Source organism: Paraburkholderia fungorum, assembly GCF_046026025.1.
In the GTDB taxonomy this organism is placed as follows: domain Bacteria; phylum Pseudomonadota; class Gammaproteobacteria; order Burkholderiales; family Burkholderiaceae; genus Paraburkholderia; species Paraburkholderia fungorum_E.
The window spans coordinates 70,101-92,060 of record NZ_JAQQFL010000025.1 but is presented as its reverse complement, the minus strand read 5'-3'; the positions used below and the strand labels follow the sequence as shown (position 1 = coordinate 92,060).

Below are 21,960 nucleotides of genomic sequence, written 5' to 3'. Positions count from 1 at the left end.
CTCCTAACGTGCGGTGTAGCCACCGTCGATCACCAGCTCCGTGCCGGTCACATAGCGGCCGGCCGGCGACACCAGATACAGGATGCCTGCCGCGATATCCTGCGGGTCGCCGATCTTCGCGAGCGGCACGAGCGTTTTCATGTGCGCGAAAATCTGCTCCGGGTCACCGAGCTTTTCGAACGCTTCTTCCAGCAGCGGCGTGCGGATAAAGCCAGGATGCACGGAATTTGCGCGGATATTCTGCGCGGCGTACAGCATCGCTTCGGTCTTCGCCATCAGCCGCACCGCGCCCTTCGACGCGTGATACGCCGGCACGTCCGGTCCGCCGACCAGCCCATACATCGACGACAGATTCACGATCGAACCGCCGCCCGCCGTCAGCATGTGCGGAATCGCGTACTTGGTGCAGAGGAACACGCCCGTCACGTTGACGTCGATGACTTTCTGCCATTGCTGCAGCGTCATTTCGTGGGTCGGCAGATTCGCGCCTTCTATACCTGCGTTGTTCACGAGCGCGTCGAGCCGCCCAAAGCGCGTGGCGATTTCGCCGAACACGCGCTGCACGTTGTCTTCCTGCGTGACGTCCATCTTCCAGAACGCCGCGCGGCCGCCCGCCTCGTTGATCTCGGCAACCAGCCGCTCGCCCGGCTCCGTCAGCACGTCGAGCACCGCGATCGCCGAACCGGCTGCCGCCAATGTGCGGGCTGTCTGCGCACCGATGCCGCGCGCGCCGCCCGTGATGGCGGTCACTTTGCCGCTCATGTCGAACAGTTGATGGGGAAATGTCATACCGTCTCCGTCATGTTGTAGTTGGGGTTTGCTCAGCGCCTGGACTTGAGCGTGTCGTGCGGGGTACGCCCCTCAAGCCGCTCACCCAGTCGCGCTGCATCCGAAGCATGCCTCAAGCGACGCGCCGCTCCGCGAGAAATTCCAGGCATTCGCGATTGAAATACCGCCGATGCTCGACCATCACCCAGTGCCCGCAACGATTCATCAGAACAAAGCGCGCGTCGGCGCAGTGTTCGAGAAAGCGCATCGCGCCGCTCGCCGGATTGAAGCGGTCATCCGTGCCCCAGAAACCCAGCACCGGACATTTCAGTTCGGCGAGGCGCCCGGTCAGATTGGGCACGCGCATGGTCGACAGCACTTCGGGCGGCTGCTGCTCGCACACGCTCAGCCGCTCTTCGACCAGCGCATCGGTGACGAGGCTGCGATCGAACACCAGCAGTTCGAGCAATTGGCGCATCGTCAGGCGGTTCATCTGACGGTTAGTGAAGAGCGACACCATCTTCTGGATGCCCTCCATCCTGAAGTAGGTTTCGCGTTCCTCGACACCGCCCGGCGCCATCATGATCAGACTGTCGACGTCGTCGGGGTAATCGAGCGCGTATTGCAGCGCGATCGCGCCGCCAAGCGAATTGCCGAGCAGGGTCGCCCGGCCGATGCCGTTCGCGGTGAGTTGCGCGCGCAACGCGTCGACGAAAAAATCGAGTGTGTAGTTCACGTCCGCGGGTTTTGACGACGCGCCATAGCCCGGCAGATCGACCACGATCGCCCGGTGACCGGCCGCCGCGAACTGCGGGTAGTTGTGCTTGAAGTTGCTGAAACCGCTCGCACCTGGGCCGCTGCCGTGGATGAACACCACGGGCGCGCCGCTGCCGGCTTCGAAGTGATGCAGTGTCAGGCCGCCGGGGACCTCCGTGAAAATCCCCTTGGGCGCCTGCAAAGGTCGCGGCGCGCTGCCGGACTGGCTATGCGCGTCGGCGGGCGTATTGGCGTGCCCGGACTCAGTAGGCGTTGCATTCATGCGCGCTTGTCTCCTATGCCGGCCGGAGTTAGTGCAAAGCTCTTACTCCGGCTCCATGCAAGTTGGTTGTTGCCTCGCGCCGCGCACTTTGGCGCGGCAGATCGTATGAGGGTCGCCAGCGAACACATCATCCGGTCGAATCCACGGCAGGGCATCGTCTTTTCAGACTACGAGGCAGCGCTGCATTTCTCCTACCATCGGGCCCACATGGACAGACGGAGACAGCGGCAATGACAGGGTTCGATTTCAGCGGCAAGGTAGTGCTGGTGACGGGCGGCACCAAGGGAATAGGCGCGGCCATCGCGCAAGCGTTTCAGGCGGCGGGCGCAACGGTTTATGTTTGCGGACGCACGCCGCCTGCCAACGCGGCCACGGGTTTGGAAGATGATTCACCTGCCTGCGAGCGCGCGCATTCGCACAACGGTGCGCCCGGGGACGTGCATGCGGGTTTTCCTGAGAACACGTTGCGCTTCATCGCCGCGGACGTGCGCGACATCGACACCATCGACGCACTGCTCGCGCGGATCGAACGCGAAACCGGCCGGCTCGACGTGCTCGTCAACAACGCGGGCGGCGCGCCGTTCGCGCTCGCCGCACAGGCCTCGCCGCGCTTTACCGAAGCCGTCATCCGCCTGAACCTGCTGGCGCCGCTGCACATCGCGCAACGCGCGAACGCGCTGATGCAACAACAACCGGAAGGCGGCGTTTTACTGTTCATCGGCAGTGTGAGCGGTTTGCGGGCGTCGCCGGGAACAGCAGCCTACGGTGCAGCGAAAGCCGGTCTTTTGAATGCGGTGCGCTCGCTCGCGGTGGAATGGGCGCCCAAGGTGCGCGTGTGCGCGGTGAGCCCGAGTCTCGTGGAAACCGAAGCCGCCACCAGCGGTCACACGGGTTCCTCTTCGGCGGATGGCGCAACCGCGCTCGACACCATCACCGCGACGATTCCCGCGGGCCGGCTCGCGAAACCCGGCGACGTCGCGTCCGCGTGCCTGTTTCTCGCCTCGCCGCACGCCGCCTATGCATCGGGCAGCAACCTGATTCTCGAAGGCGGTGGCGAAGTGCCCGCCTTTCTCGCCGCCACCGGCCTGCACAAAGCGTTCACCTCCAACTCATAGCCGCATTCACGGGTACACGCCTCGCATCCCTGGGGCAAGCGACTAGTCCGTTTTGACGATTCTCGCGCCGCACGTGCCCCCTAACCTCTGATCACAACAAATTTCAGACGTGACCACAGAGGAGACAGGATGCAGATCAACGGAACACAAGCACGCGCGCCGGCAATGCGCGCAGTGTGCGCGGCGTGCAGACTCGCCGTGCTGGCAGCGGCGTCGGCAGCGACCATGACGACCTTCGCCACATCCGCTTACGCGGGCGACACCGTCAATCTCGGCGCGGACACTACGCTCGATTACACCTTCACGCTCGGCTATGGCCTCGGGATGCGCACGCGCTCGCCGAGCGGCAACCTGCTCACGCCGGAGAACATCAACGGCGACGACGGCGACCGCAACTTCGCGAAGAACAAGCTGATCGAGAATCAGGTGAGCCTGCTCGGCGAGGTGAACCTCAAGCACGACGACTGGGGGGTCTTCGTGCGAGCCAACGTGTTCTACGATCAGGCCTACCAGCACCCGAACAGCAACAACGCGCCCTACACCGTCAACCATAGCGGCGCCTACAACCAGTTCACCAGCGACGCGAGCTATTTCGCCGGCGGATCTCCGCAGTTGCTCGCGGCCTACGCCTACGACACCATCCATCTGGGCAGCACGAGTCTGAACGTCAAGGTCGGCGATCAGGTCGTCGCATGGGGCGAAAGCGTGTTCTTTCCGAATATCGCGGGCGCCCAGGGACCGGCCAACGCCACCGCGTCGTATGTGGCCGGCGCGGAGGTCAAAGACATCCTCCTGCCGGTGCCGCAAATTTCGACGCAATGGCAACTCGCGCCGAACTTCAGCCTGCTCGGCTACTACCAGTTCGCGTTCGAGCCTAACCAGCTCGTGCCCCCAGGCGCTTACTGGAGTTACTCGGACGTCGTCGGGCCCGGCGCGCAATACATCATCGGCCCCGGCGGCATCAAGATTCCGCGCGGCAATGACATCCGCCCGAACGGCGACGACCAGTGGGGTCTCGGCGCACGCTGGCGCGTCTTCGGCGACACCGAAATCGGCGCGTACTACCTGCACTACAACGACATGAACCCGAGTGTCGTGACCACCTACTTCCCGACGCTGCAGTACCAGCAGAAGTACTTCGACCACATCAAGCTCAGCGGCCTGAGTTTCTCGACCGATCTGAACGGCGTGAACGTCGCGGGTGAAACATCGTACCGGCAAGGCGCGGCGGTGCTCGTGAACACCCCCACGGGTGCGCAGTCGACACGCGGCGACGTATGGCAGTCGAATCTCTCGGCGATCTATTCGATCGGGCCGACCTTCCTTGCCGCCTCGCAAACGCTGGTGGGCGAAATCTCGTATGTGCACGCCGGCAACATCACGCCGATCATGGGGTCGACTACGCTCACCAACACGCGCAATTCCGCCGCCTTCGAGGTGGCATGGACGCTCAGCTACAAGAACGTCTTCAACGGCTGGGACGTCGACGTGCCGATCACCTACGCCGACGACTTCACCGGTAAATCCGCGCTAAACGGCGCACTCGGTTCGCTGACCGGCGTGGGCGATCACCGCGTGACGGTCGGTGTGAACTTCACGCGCCTGAGCAACCTGAAACTCGGGATTGTCTACGCGAAATTCCTCGGTACGCCGGACCCGAACAATCGTCCGCTCGCCGATCGCGACTACGTGCTCGCCACCGCGACTTACTCCTTCTGATGCTGCGAAGCGCCCTGCATGTCGGGTGCTCCGGGCGCTTTGAAGCAGGCATCACCCTTTGAATCAGCCGTCTTTTTACTGCAAGAGGATTTGGTCATGAGTCGAATTTTCAATCCCGCAATGCGTGTCTGCGTGTTCGCAGCGGGCGCCGCGCTCGCCTTCGCACTGGGCGCCCCCTCGTTTGCCAAAACCAGCCCGGAAGATCTCGCCAAACTCGAAGGCCCGCTCACGCCGATGGGCGCCGAGCGCGCGGGCAACGCCGACGGCACGATCCCCGCCTGGAGCGGCAAATGGTTCGGCACGCCGCCGGGCGTCGACTACAAGCCGGGCCAGCGCTTCCCCGATCCGTATGCGAACGAGAAGCCGCTCTTCGTGATCACCGCGCAGAACATGCAGCAGTACGAAGCGCGTCTCACCGACGGCGAGAAAGCGCTGCTCAAGAAGTATCCCGACAGCTTCAAGATTCCGGTTTATCCGAGCCACCGCGATTTCAGCTATGGCGACGCCGTGTACAAGGACATTCGCCTGTACTCGCCCACCACCACGATGACGAAAGACCAGAACGGCCTGAAGGATTTCCCGCCGGTCACGCCGTTCCCGGTGCCGAAAAACGGCGTCGAGGCGATGTGGAATCTGCGCTTCGCCTCCGCAATCGAAGGCGAAACCGCGGCCTACGACCAGGCCGTGGTCTATCCGGACGGCAATATTGCGTGGGGCAAGGTGCAGTATGCGATTTACGGACCGCGCAGCGCGGACCACTTCGATCCGAAGAACCCGTTGAACGCGAAGAGCTTCTTTCGCCAGACCACCATGCTGCCGCTCTCCGATCGCGGCACGATCATCACCGGCTATGAAATGTGGGACCAGGAAGGCTCCGACACTCGCCGCACGTGGTCGTATAACCCGGGCACGCGCCGCGTGCGCCAGGCGCCCGAGTTCGGCTTCGACCAGCCCGAAGGTCCCGGCGGCTTTCGCACCGTCGACGACGACCGCCTCTTCAACGGTTCGGGGGAACGTTACGACTGGAAGATCCTCGGCAAGCGCGAAGTGTATGTGCCGTACGACAACTACAAGCTGATGGACCCGTCGATCAAATACACCGATCTGCTGACCAAGGGGCATGAGAACACCCAGTACATGCGCTTCGAACTGCATCGCGTGTGGGTGTTGCAGGCCACGCTCAAGTCCGGCTATCGCCATCAATACGCGAAACGGGTGCTGTATCTCGACGAGGACACCTGGAACGCTGTCGCCGCCGATAACTACGACGCACGCGGCACGCTGTGGCGCACCAACCTCGCCCCCACGCTCTACGCATTCGACGCCAGATCGTTCTACTCGACCGCCGTGTTCTATCACGACCTGATTTCGGGCGCTTATTACGCGGACCGTCTTTCGAATCAGGAACCGATGCCGGTGCTCACGCGTGGCTCGCAACTGACCGAAGCGTACTTCTCGCCGGATGCGATTCGCGGCGCGGGCAACTGATTTCGTTGCGCCTCTATTGAAACCACGGCCGGGGACGGATTCAGGTCCAGCCCCGGCGCTTTTCCTTTCTATTCGCGCTCGTCATGACTTCGACACTTCACACCACACTCGGCGACGAGCTTTACCACGCTTGGCGCGAGCGCGCGCCGATCGCACCCTTCTCGGCGCGCGCCGGGGGTTTGCCGCTCGCCGACGCTTACCGCGTACAGCAACACTTTGTCGCCCGTCGCATTGAAGCGGGCGAAACCATTGTCGGCAAGAAGATCGGCGTGACGAGCCAGGCCGTGCAGGACATGCTCGACGTGCGCCAGCCTGATTTCGGCGTGCTCCTTTCCGGCATGCATCACGTCGCCGGCGAGGACATTCCGATCGAGAAGCTGATCGCGCCACGCGCGGAAGGCGAAATCGCGTTCTATCTGAAGGACGATCTGCGCGGCCCGGGCATCACGCGAGACGCCGTGCTTGCCGCCACCGAAGCAGTCGGCGCGTGCTTCGAGATCGTCGATTCACGCATCCGCGATTGGGCGATCCGCATCGGCGATACGGTGGCCGACAACGCGTCGTGCGGCGTCTACGTGCTCGGCGACGAACGCGTCGCGCCACACACACTCGATCTCGCTGCCTGCCGTATGACGCTCGATAAGAACGGCACGCGAGCCGCGGAGGGCGTCGGCGCCGCCGCGCTGGGCCATCCGGCCGACGCCGTTGCATGGCTCGCGAACACGTTGGGCGAACTCGGTGTGCCGTTGCTCGCCGGAGAAGTCGTGCTGTCGGGCTCGCTGGCGGCCTTGATTCCCGTCGCTTGCGGCGACCAGTTGCACATGCGGATTGAAGGCATCGGCAGTTGTTCCGTGCGCTTCATCTGACCGTTTGACCGTCTTTTCCTTGAGGATGCACTGATGAGCAAGATCAAATGCGCGTTGATCGGGCCCGGCAATATCGGTACCGATCTGCTGTACAAACTGCGCCGCAGCGCGGTGCTCGAACCCGTGTGGATGGTGGGCGTCGACCCCGGCTCCGACGGCCTCGCGCGGGCCCGCGAAATGGGACTGAAAACCACCGCCGACGGCATTGACGGCCTGCTGCCGCATCTGGCCGCCGACGATATCCGCATCGCCTTCGACGCCACTTCCGCGTACGTGCACCGCGAGCATTCCGACAAGCTGACCGCGCACGGCGTGCGCGTGATCGACCTGACACCTGCCGCGATCGGCCCGTTCTGCGTACCTCCGGTCAACCTTGCTGCACAGATCGACCAGCAGGCCATGAACGTCAATATGGTCACCTGCGGCGGTCAGGCGACGATTCCGATGGTGTATGCGGTTTCACGCGTACAGCGCGTGGTGTATGGCGAGATCGTCGCGACGGTATCGTCGCGTTCGGTCGGTCCCGGCACGCGCAAGAACATCGACGAGTTCACCCGCACCACCTCGCTCGCGATCGAGCAGATCGGCGGGGCCGCGGTGGGCAAGGCGATCATCGTGATCAATCCCGCCGAGCCGCCGCTCATCATGCGCGACACGATCCACTGCCTGACCGAAACCGATCCGGACGTCGATGCGATCACGGCCTCCGTGCACGCCATGATCGACGAAGTACGCCAGTACGTGCCCGGCTATACGTTGAAAAACGGCCCCGTGTTCGACGGCCGGCGCGTGTCCGTGTTCATGGAAGTCGAAGGCCTCGGCGACTATCTGCCGAAGTATGCAGGCAACCTCGACATCATGACCGCGGCCGCGGCGCGTACCGCCGAAGTCTTTGCCCAACAGATGCTCGCCGCATCGCCTGCCACTGCGTAAGGAGTCCCCATGTCATTAGCAGGAACCCGCATCACCGTGCACGATATGACGTTGCGCGACGGCATGCATCCCAAGCGCCACCAGATTTCCCTCGACCAGATGCGTTCGATCGCACGCGGCCTCGACGCCACGGGCGTGCCGCTCATCGAAGTCACACACGGCGACGGCCTGGGTGGCGCATCGGTCAATTATGGCTTTCCGGCACATACCGACGAAGCCTATCTGAGCGCGGTAATCGCCGAACTGAAACGGGCCAGGGTGTCTGCGCTGTTGATACCGGGCATCGGCACGGTTGACCATTTACGCATGGCGCACGGGCTTGGTGTTCACACGATTCGTGTCGCGACGCATTGCACGGAAGCGGACGTGTCCGAGCAGCACATCGGCCTGGCCCGCAAGCTGGAGATGGACACGGTCGGCTTCCTGATGATGGCGCACATGTCCGCGCCCGAGCAGCTCGCGAGTCAGGCGAAGCTGATGGAGTCGTACGGGGCGAACTGCATCTATATCACCGACTCGGCGGGCTACATGTTGCCTGACGATGTGACTGCGCGCATTGCGCTTGTGCGTGCGGCGTTGAAGCCTGAGACGGAGTTGGGGTTTCACGGGCATCACAATCTTGCGATGGGTGTGGCCAATTCGATTGCGGCTATTGCGGCTGGTGCAAATCGCATTGATGCGGCGGCTGCGGGGCTTGGGGCGGGTGCCGGCAATACGCCGATGGAAGTGTTTATCGCTGTGTGCGAGCGGATGGGGATTGAGACGGGTGTCGATGTGTTTGGGATTTCGGATGTCGCCGAGGATCTCGTGGTGCCGATTATGGATGCGCCGATCCGGATTGATCGCGATGCGTTGACGCTTGGGTATGCGGGGGTTTATTCGTCGTTTTTGCTGTTTGCCAAGCGGGCTGAAGCGAAGTATCGGGTTCCGGCACGGGATATTCTTGTTGAAATGGGGAGGAGGCGCCTCGTCGGCGGGCAGGAGGACATGATTGAAGATACAGCGTTGACGCTTGCGCGGGAACGGGGGGGGATGGTGTTGTAGTTTTTTTTGTCGCGCAGCGGTTGTTGGTTTTTTGTTTGCTGTTTTGGTCTTTGCTTGCTCTGGTTTTTTGGCCTCTCCTTGCTTTGTTAGTGGTCTGTTTTTTCTGTGCACCTGCGGCGTTGGCCTTTCCTTGATTTGTTAGTGGTCTGTTTTGTCTGTGAGCCTACGGCGTTGGCCTCTCCTTGTTTTCATATTGGTTTATTAGCGTTGCCCCTGTGCGGGGCGGCACCTACTTCTCTTTGCCTGCCGCAAAGAGAAGTAGGCAAGAGAAAGCGGCTCAAACCGCTAATTCTTAAGCGGGTCCCCCGCACAGTTACGGTAGTGGTGCATCTGGAATCCGTGCCCCCGCACATTCCGCTCCGGTGACAAGGGCGTCATACCTCCCGCCTCACACTGCGTGCTCGCCGGAAGGGTTCATCCGCACACCCACGGTTTTGCTTTGAGCGGCGGGGGCCGTCGGCTTCGCCTCGGCGAAGCGCCTCTGCACTCATGGGCAAACTCAGCGGAAATGATATGCAACCTATCACCCACGCAATGAATGCAATGACGAGTGGCTATGCCGCGACAAACGCAAAAATCCAACCACATGAGGCAAAACGCAGCGAACGGCTTTACGAACTGGGCATCGGCGCGCGCAGCGCCGCCGGAAGTATGACGGCCTTGTCACCGGAGCGGAATGCGCGAGAACACGGATTCCAGATGCACCACTACCGTGGCTGCGCGGGGGACCCGCTTATGAGCTGGCGGTTTGAGCCGCTTTCTTTTGCCTACTTTTCTTTGCGGCAGGCAAAGAAAAGTAGGTGCCCCCCCGCACAGGGGGAACGCTAATAGACCGATAAGAAATCAAGGAAAGGCCAACGCCGCAGGCGCACAGAATAAAGCACCACACAGGCCACAAACCCAACCAAAACCCCGCAAGAAAAACCCCAAAAAAAACGACAAACATCAAACCAAACCCATGAAACCAAAACCGTACATCTCCACGGCGCTAGCCACCCTACTATCAGCGATAGCCATAACATCAGCATCCCAACCCCAAGGCAACGCCAACACCAACACCAACACCAACACCAACACCAACACCGACACATACATCCAGATGGAAAAAATCCAAAACACCCGCGACCTGGCGGGCCTAACCACCTCGGATGGCCGGCAAATCCACCCCGGCCGCCTCTACCGGAGCGGCAACCCGGCCTTCGCCACACCGGCCGACATCACCAGACTCAAGGCAATGCACCTGGACGTCGTCCTCGACTTCCGCGCGGCAAGCGAAAAGAAACCCACCGAACAAGCTTTCGCCACTCAATTCCCGTGGCAAGCCGATCCAGTGCTAGCAGGCAACCTCTCCCCCGAAGCAATCATCCCCATGCTCAAGCGCTCCACGCCGGCGCAAATGCATCAATTCATGATCTCGCTCTACAGGCAATTCCCCACCGACTACCAGCCGCAATTCAGCCGCTTCCTGAAGCTCGCGGAAGAAAACAAGACCATCCTCTATCACTGCACCGCAGGCAAAGATCGCACAGGGTTCGCCACAGTCCTGCTGCTGTCCGCGCTAGGCGTCGATCGCGCCACCGTGATTGCCAACTACCTGGAATCGAACCGCTACAACGCGGCAGGTAACGCACAAGCCACCGCGCAACTGCAGAAAATCGGCGTCACGCCCGACGTGCTGGCCCCGCTGCTCGCCGTCGATCCCGACTACATCGGCGCGGCAATGGAAGTCATCGATCAGCAATACGGCGGCATGCAGCATTACCTCGTCGACGTGCTCCACGTGAATACAGAGAAGATCCGCCAAAACTATCTGCAGGCGGCGCCGTCCGTCGCAACGAATCCCTGATCGCGTAAGAAAAAACCCCACGCTCCGAAGAACGTGGGGTTGCTCAGCAGTCAGAGGGCGGCACATGCCCCGCCCTCGCCGGGATTCATCACCCTTCGAATACATGCCGCAACGGCGGCGGCGCCCCACCGTCGCGCACCTTGATCTCCACCACCTTTCTCGCCGTGCTCGAAGGCCGGACATCCGCTGCATCCAGATAAAACTGCGAGTACCAGTCGCGCATCTGATACAACGGGCCATCGCCCTCGCACAACAACGGATTGTCAATGCGCGTCTTCGTGTCCCAGATCGCGACGTCTTCATAAAAAGCGGCCTGCGCCTGCTTCGAGTAAGCGCGCGCAATCTCCATGTTCTGTTCGTCCGATAACCCCGGCACCTTCTTCACCATGACGCCATAACGCAACTCGAAACTGTTCATGTCGATCGGCACATGGCAGTTCAGCAAGATCGAGTGAATCGGATGACCGCCGCTTTGCCCCGTCATTTCCGTGATGTGGTACGCCGGGCCAAAGTAAGTGGACAACGCGATCAGCTCGTCGTCGCCAAGACGTTCACTGCGGCCAACCAGCAGTTGAGTCGCTTTATGTCCCTCGAAAAGATTCGCGAAGTAGTCGACCGGCGCGCCATGCACGGTGGAGAAATGCGCCATGTCGGAAATGTTGTCAACCAGCTCGCGGCAGTTGGTGCCGATCGTCATCAGGTCCACGACCCAATCGGACCACTCGTCGGAGAAACACGCGTCGATACGCGGAATCGCGACGTCTTCGCCCGGTGGATTGCCTTCGGGATCGTGCCAGATGAACAGCAACTGGTTCTGCTCGCAAGTCTGCCACGTGCCGATTTTTGCCTTCGGGGGAATCCGCTTGCAATAGGGAATCGACTGGCAGTTACCCTCGCCGTCCCACTGCCAGCCGTGAAACGGACACACCAGCGTGTCGCCATCCACGCGGCCAGTGCTCAGATCGCCGCCCATGTGCGGGCAAAAACCGTCGACCACGTTCACGCGGCCCTGCGAATCCATGAACGCGGCAAGACGTTGACCGAAGATGTTCAGCGTGTGCGGCTTGCCGTCCTTGTATTCGCTGGCAAGACCAAGGCAATGCCAGCCGCGTGCATATCGCTGCACCAGCGGCTGTGCTTCAATTCTGTAGGGACGTGCGGACATCTCTTATCTCCTCCAATGGAAAAGACGGCGCTTGTGAATAGCCGCCGTCATCGGTGCTTCTGCGCAGCGCGCAAACTTTCAGGCGCACGCCCGACGATAAGCGCGACACACTCCGCCTTCATCGTCCCGACGGACTAGGGACTTCAGCTACTTCAGCGACATCGCTAGTGGCCGTTATTGCCCATCAATGCCCGCCGATGCCAGTCAATGCCCGTTAGCGCGCCGGATTGCCATGCTCGAGCGCAGCCGGCTCGACTTCGCCGGAATCCGATGCAGTACCGCGCATGGGTGCATCCGCAGCATCCGCCGCTTTCGGCATGTTCGGCTCCTTCGCCACGGCCGCGCCCGTCGCACCGACCCTGCCACCGGCTCGCCGCTCGGCCCGCTCCACCCCGAGCCATGCCGCCAGCGCCGGCAGCAGAAACACCGCGCCGAACAGATTGACGAGGAACATGAAGGCAAGCAGCACGCCCATATCCACCTGGAACTTGAGCGCGGAAAACGCCCACGTCCCCACGCCGATGAACATGGTCACCGCGGTGAACAGCGCCGCGGTGCCGCGCTGACGCATCGCCGCCGCGAACGCATCGGGCAAGGTGGCGCCCCCGCGTACTTCGTGCTGCAAGCGTTCGTACAGGTAGATGCCGTAGTCGACGCCCACGCCAACGCCCAGCGTAATCACCGGCAAGGTGGCAACCTTCAGACCGATGCCGAGCCACGCCATCACCGCGTTGCACAAGATCGACACCACCGTCAGCGGCACGACGATGCACAACACCGCGCGCCACGAGCGGAAAGTCACGAAGCACAGCAATGCAATCGCGCCGAAAATCGACAGCAACATCGCCACCTCGGCGTCGCCGACCGCCTCATTGGTCGCCGCCATCACGCCCACGTTGCCGCCCGCGAGCCGGAAGGCAATGTTCGGCGTGTGATCCTCAGCCGCCAGCCGTTTGATTTCATCGACGATATGCGCGATCGTCTTGCCCTCGTGATCCGTGGTGTAGATCAGCACCTGAATTGCCTGGCAGTTCTCGGTGTTCATGCCGTTGTCCGGATCGAACGCGCTCGCGCCCTGCGTGAGACCGTCGCTCGAACGCGGCAGCGCACCCCAGCGCGGATTGCCTTCGTTGAATGCGGCAATCGAGATCTTCGCAAGCGAAGGCACGCTCACCACCGACTGCACGCCCGCCACGCCGCGCATCCCCATCTCGAAGCGCTCGATCGCGCTCATCACCGGGTAATGCAGACACGCGTCGTCGTAACCGGTCGTCTCGACGATCACCGCGAGCGCGTCCACGCCGATGTTGTACTGGCTCGTGATGCGCGCGTTATCGAGGTTGTAGCGCGAAGTGGCGCGCAACTCGGGTGCACCCACGCCGATGTCGCCGATCTGCAGATTGCGCGACTCCCTCGCGCCGAACGCCAGCAACAGCAGCGCGATCACGAACACGCCGAGCGCCGGCGCAGGCCGCGCGAAGATCGCGAAGCGCGTCCACAGGCGGCTGCCGCCTTGCGCCGCACGGCTTTGCGCACGCGCCAGGGTACCCGCCTCCAACCGCGTGTACGACAGCAGGATCGGCAGAAACACCTTGTTGGTGACGATCATCAGCAGCACGCCGAGGCATGCCGTGACACCCAGCTCTCGCACAATCTCGATCTGGATGCGCATGATCACCATGAAGCCGAGCGCATTCGTCAGCAGCGCAACGGTGCCCGGCACGAACAATTTGCGAAACGCGTCGCGCGCCGCATCGGCCGGGGACATACCCGCGACCAGCGCCTGCTTCCATGCATTGGTCATCTGCACGGCATGCGAGACGCCAATCGAAAAAATCAGGAATGGCACGAGGATCGACATCGGATCGATACCGAGTCCCAGCACCGGCAACGCGCCGAGCAACCACACCACCGGCAGCAACGCGACGAATAACGCGAGCACCGTGGTCTTCGCCGAGCGCGTGTACGCAAACAGCAACGCAGCGGTAATCAGAAACGCGAGCGCGAAAAACCCGATCACACCGCTGATTCCCGCCTCCACGTCCCCCACAAGTTTCGCAAAGCCGATGATGTCGACTTCGACATCCTGGTTCGAATAGCGCGCGCGAATCTGTTCAAGTTGGCGCGCCACCGCGCTGTAATCCAGATGCTTGCCGGTGACGGGATCAGTCTCGCGCAACTCCGCGCGAATCAGCGCGGAATGCAGGTCGTTGCCGACCAGTCGGCCGATCTGTCCGGAACGCGCCACGTTGCGGCGTACTTTGGCCAGGTCGTCGGGATTGCTGCTGGTGAACTGACCGGGCACGACCACGTCGCCGCGAAAGCCCGCCTCGGTGACCTCCGTATAGCGCACGTTCGGCGTGAACAGCGAGAACACGCGCGAGCGATTCACACCGGGAATGAAGAACACGTCATCGGTTGCGTGACGCAGGTCGTCCATGAACGCCGGATTGTAGATGTCGCCGTGGCCCTTCCAGCGCAGACTCACCAGGATCGTGTTCGCGCCCGGAAAGGCGCTCGCATAGCGGTTGAACACCTGCATATACGGATGCTGCATCGGGATCATCTTGTTGAACCCGGGATCGAGCCGCAGCCGCGTCGCGGAACAACCCAATGCGACGGTCAGCGCGAGACACAGCGTCAGCAGGATGCGCCGGCGCCGCATGATGACGTCGGCGCAGCGCTCGACAAAACGCGAAAGGCGGGACGGAGAAGGACGGGACGAAGCGTTCATGATGCGTCTCACGGCAAGGCAACGGGGAGCGCGGCGGGCATGGCGAATCACTGGCCGGCGAGCGTGCTATGGAAATTCGGTGAACGAAGCCGCGAGGTCAGGACGCTGACGCGCCGGGCGACGCGAGCGGTGGCGTAAGTGGCAAGCCAGGCGGTGGCCGAACCACCGGCGCAACCGGCAGCAACGCCACGCCCGCCTCCCCGCCGAGCGCAAGCTCGCCATGCCCGGCGTCGACCACGGCCGCGAGGCTCTGCACGCCCCCCACTTTGCGCACCGAGAAGCTCTGCCCGTTATCGCGCGAGGTGACGATCGCGCCGCCCTGGCCGACCAGCACCAGTTCGCCGTCGGCAAGTTGCACAGCGCCGAAATACGAGGTGCCGACGCGGCTGTCGATATGGGCCCACGTGTCGCCCTGATCGGTGCTGCGCAGCACGTTGCCGCGCATGCCGTACGCGAGCCAGTCGCCGTTTGCCAGCTTCAGCACGCCGAATAGCGAACCCTGATAGGGCACGGGCCGCTTCTCCCAGGTCGCGCCGTTGTCTGTTGAACGCAGCAGCGTGCCGGTTTCGCCGGCAATCATCAAACGGCCGCTCGAGTCGCCCGCAATCGCATTCAGGTGCCGATCGTCGGCGGGCGTTTTCTGTTGGGTCCAGGTGGCGCCCGCGTCGTGCGAGACGAACAACTGGCCGAAGCTGCCGCTGGCGAACACCAGTCCGCCTGCATTGCCCCATACGGACAGCAACGGGTCCGAATGCTTGCGATCGAAACGCACCTCGCTCCAGTGCGCACCGCCATCCACGGTACGCACGATCCAACCGTCATGCCCCACTGCGATGCCGATGCGCGGCGAGATGAAGAACACCTGGGTGAGCGTGGAGGCTTCGTCGGAAGCCATCGCGGCCTGGCGCCAGGAGGCGCCTGCATCGTCGCTCAGGAGAACGACGCCGCGTTCGCCCACCGCGACGAGGCGCGTGCCTGCTCTGGCGAGTCCGTTGATCTGCAGGCGGTCGGCCTGAATGGTGGTCGCCGCGAAAGCCGGCAGCGGGCGAGGCGAAAACGCAAACAGCGCCGCGCCCAGCACAGCCGCGGAGAGCAGCAAGCCTGGTAATGTCGATTTCATTTTTGTCTCCTGTCGGCCCGAGTTGGCGCTTTAGCGCTTATTCGGGCCCCATGCAAAGCTGTCGGCCCGAGTTGGCGCTTTAGCGCTTATTCGGGCCCCATGCAAAACTCCGAACGCGGTCTACGCCGCTGTTTCGAAGAGTGCCGCCGCGCCCATGCCGCCGCCGACGCACATCGTCACGACGACATAGCGCACGCCGCGCCGACGCGCTTCGAGCAGACCGTGCATCGTCATACGGGTGCCGGACATTCCGAACGGGTGGCCGACCGAGATCGCGCCGCCGTTCACGTTCAGGCGATCAGACGGAATATGCAGTTGATCGCGGCAGTAAATCACCTGGCACGCAAACGCCTCGTTCATCTCCCACAGGCCGATGTCGTTCACCGTCAGCCGATGACGCGCCAGCAGTTTCGGCACCGCGAGCGCCGGACCAATGCCCATTTCGTCGGCTGCGCAGCCCGCCACCGCCATGCCGCGGTAAATGCCGAGCGGCTTCAAACCACGCTGCTGCGCCTGCTCTGCGCTCATCACGACCACCGCCGCCGCACCGTCGGACAATTGCGAGGCATTGCCTGCGGTGATGAACTCGCCCTGCGCCACCGCTTCGCCGCCGCTCCAGACCGGCTTGAGCGCCGCCAGACTGGCCGCGCTGGTGTCGGCGCGATTGCATTCGTCACGACTGGCCCGCACGCTTTCGCTGCCGGCCGCGTTGCCTTCCTTGTCGAACAGCGCGCGCTGCGCGTCGAACGGTACGATCTCTTCGTCGAAGCGGCCCGCTGCCTGAGCCGCGGCAGTGCGCTGCTGACTCGTCAGCGCGTACCCGTCCTGCGCCTCGCGCGAAATCCCGTATCGGCGCGAGACGATTTCCGCCGTTTCGATCATCGCCATATACGCTGCCGGCTGATGTGCGAGCACCGCGTCCGAGCGTGCCCTGTACGCGTTCTTGTGCTTGTTCTGCGTCAGCGTGATCGACTCCACGCCGCCCGCCACCACAATCCGCGCGTCGCCGCACAGGATGTTTTGCGCCGCCGTCGCGATCGTCATCAGGCCCGACGAGCACATCCGGTCCATCGCCATACCCGGCACCGACGCCGGCAATCCCGCCGCGGCAGCCGAAAGCCGGCCGATGTTGTAGCCCTGGGTCCCCTGCTGTGCGGCGCAGCCCATCAGCACGTCGTCGATATCGGCGGGCTCGAGTTGCGCGCGCTCGAGCGCGGCACGCACCACGTGGCCTCCGAGCGCGGGCGCTTCGGTGTCGTTGAACGCGCCGCGAAATGCTTTGCCGATCGGTGTGCGCGCAACCGAGACGATGACCGCTTCGTTCATGAAATATTCCTCTACGGGTTCTACAGGTTTCTACAGGTAGTAGCGGCTGATGGTGTCCGCCACGCACCCGGGTTTTGTCTCACCGTCGATTTCCACGCTCACCCGAATCCACGCCTGCACGCCGCCTTCAATCGCTTCTGCGCGCAGCAACTGGCCGACTCCGCGAACGCGCGCGCCGGCTCGCACCGGTGCGGGAAAACGGATCTTGTCGCAGCCGTAATTGACGCCGAGCCGCGCGCCGTCGACACGCACAATCTGCGGCAGGAAAAAATTGACGAGTGAGAGCGTGAGAAAGCCGTGTGCGATGCAGCCACCAAACGGACCATGGCGAGCGCGTTCGGCGTCGACGTGAATCCACTGGTGATCGAGCGTCGCGTCGGCGAACAGATCGATGCGCGGTTGATCGATCACGAGCCACGCGCTTGCACCGAGCGCTTCGCCCACGGCGGCTATCAGCGTTTCGGGGTGAGTGAATACGCGAGCGGGCTGGGTATGGTCATCAATGTCGCCCATGCTGCCAATTTCACGGGTGCTGCTGATGTCGTCGACGTCAGTCATCACAGTGCCCATCACGCGTGCTGACTGCTGACCGACAGCACTTCGCCGGTCATGTACGAGGCGTAGTCGCTTGCCAGAAAAACCATCACGTTCGCCACCTCCCACACTTCGGCGGCGCGTCCGAATGCTTCACGCGACGCCAGTTGATCGAGCAGATCGGCCGAAGCCGATTTCTTCAGAAAATCGTGCAACGCAATACTCGGCGCCACCGCGTTGATACGCACACCGTACGGCGCGGCCTCGAGCGCGGCGCAGCGCGTAAGCGCCATCACACCGGCCTTCGCCGCCGCGTAATGTGCCTGTTCCGCCTGCGCCCGCCAGCCGAGTACCGACGCGTTATTCACGATCACGCCCCGGCCACGCTGCTGCATGTGCGGCAAGATCGCCCGCGTCATACGGAAGGTGCCGGTAAGGCTAATGTCGATCACCCGCGACCATTCGGCATCGTCCATATCGACGATGCGACGCGCGCCGCCGAGCCCCGCGTTGTTGATCAGCACGTCGACGCCTTGCAGGCGGTCTTCCGCCTCCGCCACCAGCGCGCGCACCTCCTCTTCCACCGAGACGTTGCACAGGCGTCCGTAGATCGCCTGCAACCCGGTTTCGGCGCGCAAGGTCTCGACCGCCTGCGCGAGGCGCCGCTCGTGGATGTCGGAGATGAAAAGCGCGCGGCAGCCTTCTTCCGCACAGCGTTTGGCGGCGGCGAAGCCGATGCCCACACCGGCAGCGGCCGTAATCAGCACGGATTTACCGGCCAGCAGTTGGTGGCCCGGCACATAGGCAGGCGCGGTACGCACAGTTTGGGATTCGTTCACAGCGTTCCTCGGGGTTCTCTCGGCATGCCGAGCCCGCGCTCGGCCATGATGTTCAATTGAATTTCGTTGGTGCCCGCGTAGATCGTGTCGGCGCGCGAGAACAGGAACACGCCCTGCAGGCGGGTGCGTTTTGCGTCAGCGCCATCGATCAGATTGGCGTCGGGTCCAAGCACATCCATCGCCAGTTGGCCGAGCTCGCGATGCCAGTTCGACCAGTAGTACTTGTAGATCAACGCTTCACGGCTCAATGCACCACCGTCGTTCTCACCAGCGTCGGCGCCCGCCAGCATGCGCAGCGCGTTGTAACGCATCACGCGTAGGCCGGCCCATGCCCGCGCGATCCGTTGACGAACCAGTGGATCGTGCGCCACCCCCGCCTCACGCGCCGCGTCGATCACCCATTCGAGCTCGCGAATGAACTGCATCTGCTGGCCAAGCGTGGACATGCCGCGCTCGAAGCCGAGCAGCGTCATCGCAATGCGCCAGCCGTCTCCGGGCGCACCGACCAGATCTTCAGCGGCGGCGAGTGCGCCGTCGAAGAACACTTCGTTGAATTCGGCGCCGCCGTTCAATTGTTTGATCGGACGAATCTCGACGCCGGGTTGATCGAGCGGCATCAACAGGAACGACAATCCGCGATTGCCGCGCGACTCCGGATCGGTGCGCGCGATCACGAAGATCCAGTCGGAATCGTGTGCGAGCGAGGTCCAGACTTTCTGGCCGTGCACGCGCCAATTGCCGTTTTCGTCACGGACTGCACGTGTGCGGACATTCGCGAGATCCGATCCCGCACCCGGCTCCGAATAGCCCTGGCACCAGAACTGCGTACCGTTCAGGATGCCCGGCAGAAAACGCCGACGCTGATCGTCGGTGCCGCAGGCGATCAAGGTCGGACCGAGCAAACCCTCGCCGATATGACCCATGCGTCCTGGACCGCCGGCGCGCGCGTACTCCTCGTGAAAAATCACCTGTTCGGCGATGGACATCGCGCGGCCGCCCTGTTCTTTCGACCAGCCCTGGCCGGTCCAGCCGCCGCTCGCCAGTTCACGCTCCCATTCCTTTCGTAGCGCGGGATAAGCCTCTTCGTCGCCGGGGCCGCCGCGGTATTGCAGGCAGGCGAACTCACCGCTCAGATGGGTACGCATCCACTCGGCGACGTCCGCACGCAGGCGTTGCTGTTGCGTTTCGTTGTTCATTAGAGGACTCCCGCGAGGACGGCTTGTGCGTGGTCGCTATGCGCCGGTGGCACGGGCAACGCTGCGCCCGAGACCTCGCTGCGATCGATCACCTGCTCCGCGATAAACGACAGCATCTGCGCAGTCGTGCCGAATTGCGCGCTGCACGCCTGCGCGCGTTTGAAATACAGTTGCGGGTCGTATTCCCACGTGAAACCGACGCCGCCGTGCAACTGGATCGCTTCCTGAGCGCAGAAGCGGAAGGCGTCGTTGGCGGTGGCTTTTGCTGTGGCGATATCGGCCAGCACGTCCGGTGGCAGCAAAGCGCCTGCCCGATCCCGCGCTTCACCGCGAGCTTGATCCCACGCCTGCGCCGCGCCGAGCACGGCCGAACGGGCCGCTTCGATCTCGACCATCATTTGCGCACAACGATGTTTGACTGCCTGAAATGACGCAATCGCGCGGCCGAATTGCACGCGCTCCGCGGTATAGGCCAGCGTGAGGTCGAGGCATTGCTGCGCGCCGCCGAGTTGTTCGGCGGCCAGCGCCAATGCTGCAAACCACGCGGTATCTGAAAGCGCGCGTTGCGCGTCGCTGCCATATGCGAGCAACGCATCACGCGGCACGTCGACAGCATCCAGTTCGACACGCGCCAACGGACGCGTCGCATCCAACGTGACGAGCGGCGTGCGGACGAGACCGGCAAGCTCGGCGCAGTTCAATTCGAACAGCGCGACCGTTTGCGCTTCATTCGCGATCAAGGCGGGCACCAGCAACAGATCGGCGCTTACCCCATCAACAACCTGCGCCAACGTCCCTGACAAACGGTAACCGTGAGCCGTCTCTTCCGCGTAGATCGTCACCGTCCGTGCATCAACATCGCGTGCCGTGTACGCCAAACCCGCGCGTCCACCGACACCGCCCGCTGCGTACGCCAAGGCCGTGCGTCCATCGAAACCAGCCGCCGCATCCAACGCCAGCGTCGCGCTCGCCTCGCCACTCGCAATCCGCGAGAGCCATGCGCGCGCCGTTTCGGATTCGCACCGCGCGAGCGCCGTCGCCGCCAGGCACACCGTGCTGAAGTAAGGCACGCACGCGAGACGCCGCCCCATCTGCTCCATCAGCAGCACGAGGTCCAACGCGCCCAGGCCCGCACCGCCCGCCGCCTCCGGCACGGTCAGCGCGCACCAGCCGAGTTCGCCGGCAAGCGTGCGCCACAGCGCATCGTCGCGTCCCGAGTGGTGTTCGATCGCCTGCCGCACCGCCGCCGATGCACTGCGCCCGGCCAGCACCTCGGCGGCCGAATCGCGAATCATGATCTGTTCTTCGGAGAAAGCGAGATTCATCGCGTCAGCTTCCGTAGACCTGCTGTGCCGGCTCGCGTTCGGCAACCAGCGCCGCGACCGCGCCACCCAGCGCAGTGACTTGCCAGCGCGCGCCGATGTCGATACGCGGCCCCGTGCGCCAGCCTTCGGCCACCGCGATCATGCCGCCCGCCGCTTCGAACACCTGACCGGTTACATCACGCGATTCAACGCTGCCGAGCCAGACGACCAGTGGGGCAACATTGGCCGGATCGAAGTAATCGAAACCATTGGCGGGCTTTTTCATCATCTCGGCGAACACGCCTTCGGTCATCGAAGTGCGCGCAGCCGGGGCCAATGCGTTCACCCGCACGCCGTAGCGCTGCAATTCCGCGGCCTGCATCAGCGTCAAGGCCGCGATGGCCGCCTTCGCCGCGCCATAGTTCGCCTGGCCGATCGACCCTTGCAGACCCGCCCCCGAACTCGTGTTGACGATGCGCGCATCCACCTCGCGCCCCGCCTTCGACGCGTCGCGCCACTCGCGCGCCAGTAGTTGCGAAAGACAGAAATGCCCACGCAAATGCACCCGCATCACGTCGTCCCAATCGGCTTCGGTCATGCTGGTGAACATTCGGTCGCGGCAAATGCCCGCGTTGTTCACCAGCACATGAATCTCGCCGAAAGCGTCATGCGCGGCGTCGATGATGCGTTGCGCGGTGTCGACCCGCGTGATGTCGTCAGCGTTGGCCAGTGCCCGGCCGCCGGCTCGCGCGATCTCGTCGCAGACGGTTTGCGCGGCTTCCTGACGAATATCGTTGACCACCACCGCCGCACCCTCGGCGGCGAACGCCAGCGCGTATTCGCGGCCCAACCCTCCCCCCGCGCCGGTAACGATCACGGTGCGTTCGTTGCAGATTCCCATGCTTGATCCTCGTAGACAGTGAT

General features: G+C 63.2%; 19 protein-coding genes. 8 read left to right on the top strand and 11 right to left on the bottom strand.

Annotated elements, in window-relative coordinates:
• Positions 1-3: 3 nt before the first annotated feature.
• Complete coding sequence (locus PQR67_RS24980; RefSeq protein WP_408465129.1) at positions 4-789, bottom strand: SDR family NAD(P)-dependent oxidoreductase; 786 nt, start codon at positions 787-789, stop codon at positions 4-6.
• Positions 790-901: 112 nt separating this feature from the next.
• The gene (locus tag PQR67_RS24975) at positions 902-1,807 is read right to left on the bottom strand and encodes an alpha/beta fold hydrolase (RefSeq protein ID WP_408465127.1); all 906 of its coding nucleotides are present in this window, start codon (positions 1,805-1,807) and stop codon (positions 902-904) included.
• Between the two features lie 230 nt (positions 1,808-2,037).
• Between PQR67_RS24975 and PQR67_RS24970 the strand changes: the two genes are divergently transcribed.
• The 8 genes from PQR67_RS24970 (at position 2,038) to PQR67_RS24935 (ending at position 10,818) form a co-directional block, all read left to right on the top strand.
• Entirely contained in the window at positions 2,038-2,922 is an 885-nt protein-coding gene (locus PQR67_RS24970; RefSeq protein WP_408465125.1) for an SDR family oxidoreductase, read from the top strand.
• Positions 2,923-3,051: 129 nt separating this feature from the next.
• A complete protein-coding gene (locus PQR67_RS24965; protein ID WP_408465123.1) occupies positions 3,052-4,641 on the top strand; it encodes a DUF1302 domain-containing protein in 1,590 nt (529 codons plus the stop codon).
• A gap of 96 nt (positions 4,642-4,737) precedes the next feature.
• The gene (locus tag PQR67_RS24960; RefSeq protein WP_408465121.1) at positions 4,738-6,129 is read left to right on the top strand and encodes a DUF1329 domain-containing protein; all 1,392 of its coding nucleotides are present in this window, start codon (positions 4,738-4,740) and stop codon (positions 6,127-6,129) included.
• 83 nt (positions 6,130-6,212) lie between these two features.
• Complete coding sequence (gene dmpE / locus PQR67_RS24955) at positions 6,213-6,995, top strand: 2-oxopent-4-enoate hydratase (protein WP_408465119.1); 783 nt, start codon at positions 6,213-6,215, stop codon at positions 6,993-6,995.
• Between the two features lie 33 nt (positions 6,996-7,028).
• Positions 7,029-7,928, top strand: coding sequence for an acetaldehyde dehydrogenase (acetylating) (locus tag PQR67_RS24950; protein ID WP_408465117.1), 900 nt, complete (start codon positions 7,029-7,031; stop codon positions 7,926-7,928).
• Positions 7,929-7,937: 9 nt separating this feature from the next.
• Complete coding sequence (gene dmpG, locus PQR67_RS24945) at positions 7,938-8,972, top strand: 4-hydroxy-2-oxovalerate aldolase (protein ID WP_408465115.1); 1,035 nt, start codon at positions 7,938-7,940, stop codon at positions 8,970-8,972.
• 513 nt (positions 8,973-9,485) lie between these two features.
• The gene (locus PQR67_RS24940) at positions 9,486-9,800 is read left to right on the top strand and encodes a hypothetical protein (RefSeq protein WP_408465113.1); all 315 of its coding nucleotides are present in this window, start codon (positions 9,486-9,488) and stop codon (positions 9,798-9,800) included.
• Between the two features lie 130 nt (positions 9,801-9,930).
• Positions 9,931-10,818, top strand: coding sequence for a tyrosine-protein phosphatase (locus tag PQR67_RS24935; RefSeq protein ID WP_408465111.1), 888 nt, complete (start codon positions 9,931-9,933; stop codon positions 10,816-10,818).
• 88 nt (positions 10,819-10,906) lie between these two features.
• Here the strand turns inward: PQR67_RS24935 and PQR67_RS24930 are convergent, their stop codons facing one another.
• The 9 genes from PQR67_RS24930 to PQR67_RS24890 all read right to left on the bottom strand — a co-directional run bounded on the left by PQR67_RS24930 (position 10,907) and on the right by PQR67_RS24890 (position 21,937).
• Positions 10,907-11,983, bottom strand: a complete 1,077-nt coding sequence (locus PQR67_RS24930; protein WP_408465109.1) for a 3-ketosteroid-9-alpha-monooxygenase, oxygenase component — start codon at positions 11,981-11,983, stop codon at positions 10,907-10,909.
• Between the two features lie 214 nt (positions 11,984-12,197).
• A complete protein-coding gene (locus tag PQR67_RS24925) occupies positions 12,198-14,717 on the bottom strand; it encodes an efflux RND transporter permease subunit (RefSeq protein WP_408465107.1) in 2,520 nt (839 codons plus the stop codon).
• A 97-nt stretch (positions 14,718-14,814) separates the two neighbouring features.
• Positions 14,815-15,837: a YCF48-related protein gene (locus tag PQR67_RS24920; protein ID WP_408465105.1), complete on the bottom strand. Its 1,023-nt coding sequence runs from the start codon at positions 15,835-15,837 to the stop codon at positions 14,815-14,817.
• Positions 15,838-15,957: 120 nt separating this feature from the next.
• The gene (locus PQR67_RS24915) at positions 15,958-17,163 is read right to left on the bottom strand and encodes an acetyl-CoA C-acyltransferase (RefSeq protein WP_408465103.1); all 1,206 of its coding nucleotides are present in this window, start codon (positions 17,161-17,163) and stop codon (positions 15,958-15,960) included.
• A 30-nt stretch (positions 17,164-17,193) separates the two neighbouring features.
• Entirely contained in the window at positions 17,194-17,676 is a 483-nt protein-coding gene (locus PQR67_RS24910) for a MaoC family dehydratase (RefSeq protein ID WP_408465207.1), read from the bottom strand.
• A gap of 56 nt (positions 17,677-17,732) precedes the next feature.
• Positions 17,733-18,536, bottom strand: coding sequence for an SDR family oxidoreductase (locus tag PQR67_RS24905; protein ID WP_408465101.1), 804 nt, complete (start codon positions 18,534-18,536; stop codon positions 17,733-17,735).
• On the bottom strand, positions 18,533-19,732 hold the full coding sequence (locus PQR67_RS24900; protein ID WP_408465099.1) for an acyl-CoA dehydrogenase family protein: 1,200 nt from the start codon (positions 19,730-19,732) through the stop codon (positions 18,533-18,535). The genes PQR67_RS24905 and PQR67_RS24900 overlap by 4 nt, the downstream gene beginning before the upstream one ends.
• Positions 19,732-21,057, bottom strand: a complete 1,326-nt coding sequence (locus PQR67_RS24895; RefSeq protein ID WP_408465097.1) for an acyl-CoA dehydrogenase family protein — start codon at positions 21,055-21,057, stop codon at positions 19,732-19,734. Before PQR67_RS24895 ends, PQR67_RS24900 begins: the two co-directional genes overlap by 1 nt.
• 4 nt (positions 21,058-21,061) lie before the next feature.
• Positions 21,062-21,937 (bottom strand): SDR family oxidoreductase, encoded by an 876-nt coding sequence (locus tag PQR67_RS24890; RefSeq protein WP_408465095.1) that lies wholly within the window; start codon positions 21,935-21,937, stop codon positions 21,062-21,064.
• Positions 21,938-21,960: the final 23 nt, after the last annotated feature.

What these genes read in the sequence shown, in the direction of transcription:
- PQR67_RS24980 (WP_408465129.1), bottom strand. Translation starts at nt 789, where the DNA reads ATGACATTTCCCCATCAACTGTTCGACATGAGCGGCAAAGTGACCGCC.
- PQR67_RS24975 (WP_408465127.1), bottom strand. Translation starts at nt 1,807, where the DNA reads ATGAATGCAACGCCTACTGAGTCCGGGCACGCCAATACGCCCGCCGAC.
- PQR67_RS24970 (WP_408465125.1), top strand. Translation starts at nt 2,038, where the DNA reads ATGACAGGGTTCGATTTCAGCGGCAAGGTAGTGCTGGTGACGGGCGGC.
- PQR67_RS24965 (WP_408465123.1), top strand. Translation starts at nt 3,052, where the DNA reads ATGCAGATCAACGGAACACAAGCACGCGCGCCGGCAATGCGCGCAGTG.
- PQR67_RS24960 (WP_408465121.1), top strand. Translation starts at nt 4,738, where the DNA reads ATGAGTCGAATTTTCAATCCCGCAATGCGTGTCTGCGTGTTCGCAGCG.
- dmpE (WP_408465119.1), top strand. Translation starts at nt 6,213, where the DNA reads ATGACTTCGACACTTCACACCACACTCGGCGACGAGCTTTACCACGCT.
- PQR67_RS24950 (WP_408465117.1), top strand. Translation starts at nt 7,029, where the DNA reads ATGAGCAAGATCAAATGCGCGTTGATCGGGCCCGGCAATATCGGTACC.
- dmpG (WP_408465115.1), top strand. Translation starts at nt 7,938, where the DNA reads ATGTCATTAGCAGGAACCCGCATCACCGTGCACGATATGACGTTGCGC.
- PQR67_RS24940 (WP_408465113.1), top strand. Translation starts at nt 9,486, where the DNA reads ATGCAACCTATCACCCACGCAATGAATGCAATGACGAGTGGCTATGCC.
- PQR67_RS24935 (WP_408465111.1), top strand. Translation starts at nt 9,931, where the DNA reads ATGAAACCAAAACCGTACATCTCCACGGCGCTAGCCACCCTACTATCA.
- PQR67_RS24930 (WP_408465109.1), bottom strand. Translation starts at nt 11,983, where the DNA reads ATGTCCGCACGTCCCTACAGAATTGAAGCACAGCCGCTGGTGCAGCGA.
- PQR67_RS24925 (WP_408465107.1), bottom strand. Translation starts at nt 14,717, where the DNA reads ATGAACGCTTCGTCCCGTCCTTCTCCGTCCCGCCTTTCGCGTTTTGTC.
- PQR67_RS24920 (WP_408465105.1), bottom strand. Translation starts at nt 15,837, where the DNA reads ATGAAATCGACATTACCAGGCTTGCTGCTCTCCGCGGCTGTGCTGGGC.
- PQR67_RS24915 (WP_408465103.1), bottom strand. Translation starts at nt 17,163, where the DNA reads ATGAACGAAGCGGTCATCGTCTCGGTTGCGCGCACACCGATCGGCAAA.
- PQR67_RS24910 (WP_408465207.1), bottom strand. Translation starts at nt 17,676, where the DNA reads ATGGGCGACATTGATGACCATACCCAGCCCGCTCGCGTATTCACTCAC.
- PQR67_RS24900 (WP_408465099.1), bottom strand. Translation starts at nt 19,732, where the DNA reads ATGAACAACGAAACGCAACAGCAACGCCTGCGTGCGGACGTCGCCGAG.
- PQR67_RS24895 (WP_408465097.1), bottom strand. Translation starts at nt 21,057, where the DNA reads ATGAATCTCGCTTTCTCCGAAGAACAGATCATGATTCGCGATTCGGCC.
- PQR67_RS24890 (WP_408465095.1), bottom strand. Translation starts at nt 21,937, where the DNA reads ATGGGAATCTGCAACGAACGCACCGTGATCGTTACCGGCGCGGGGGGA.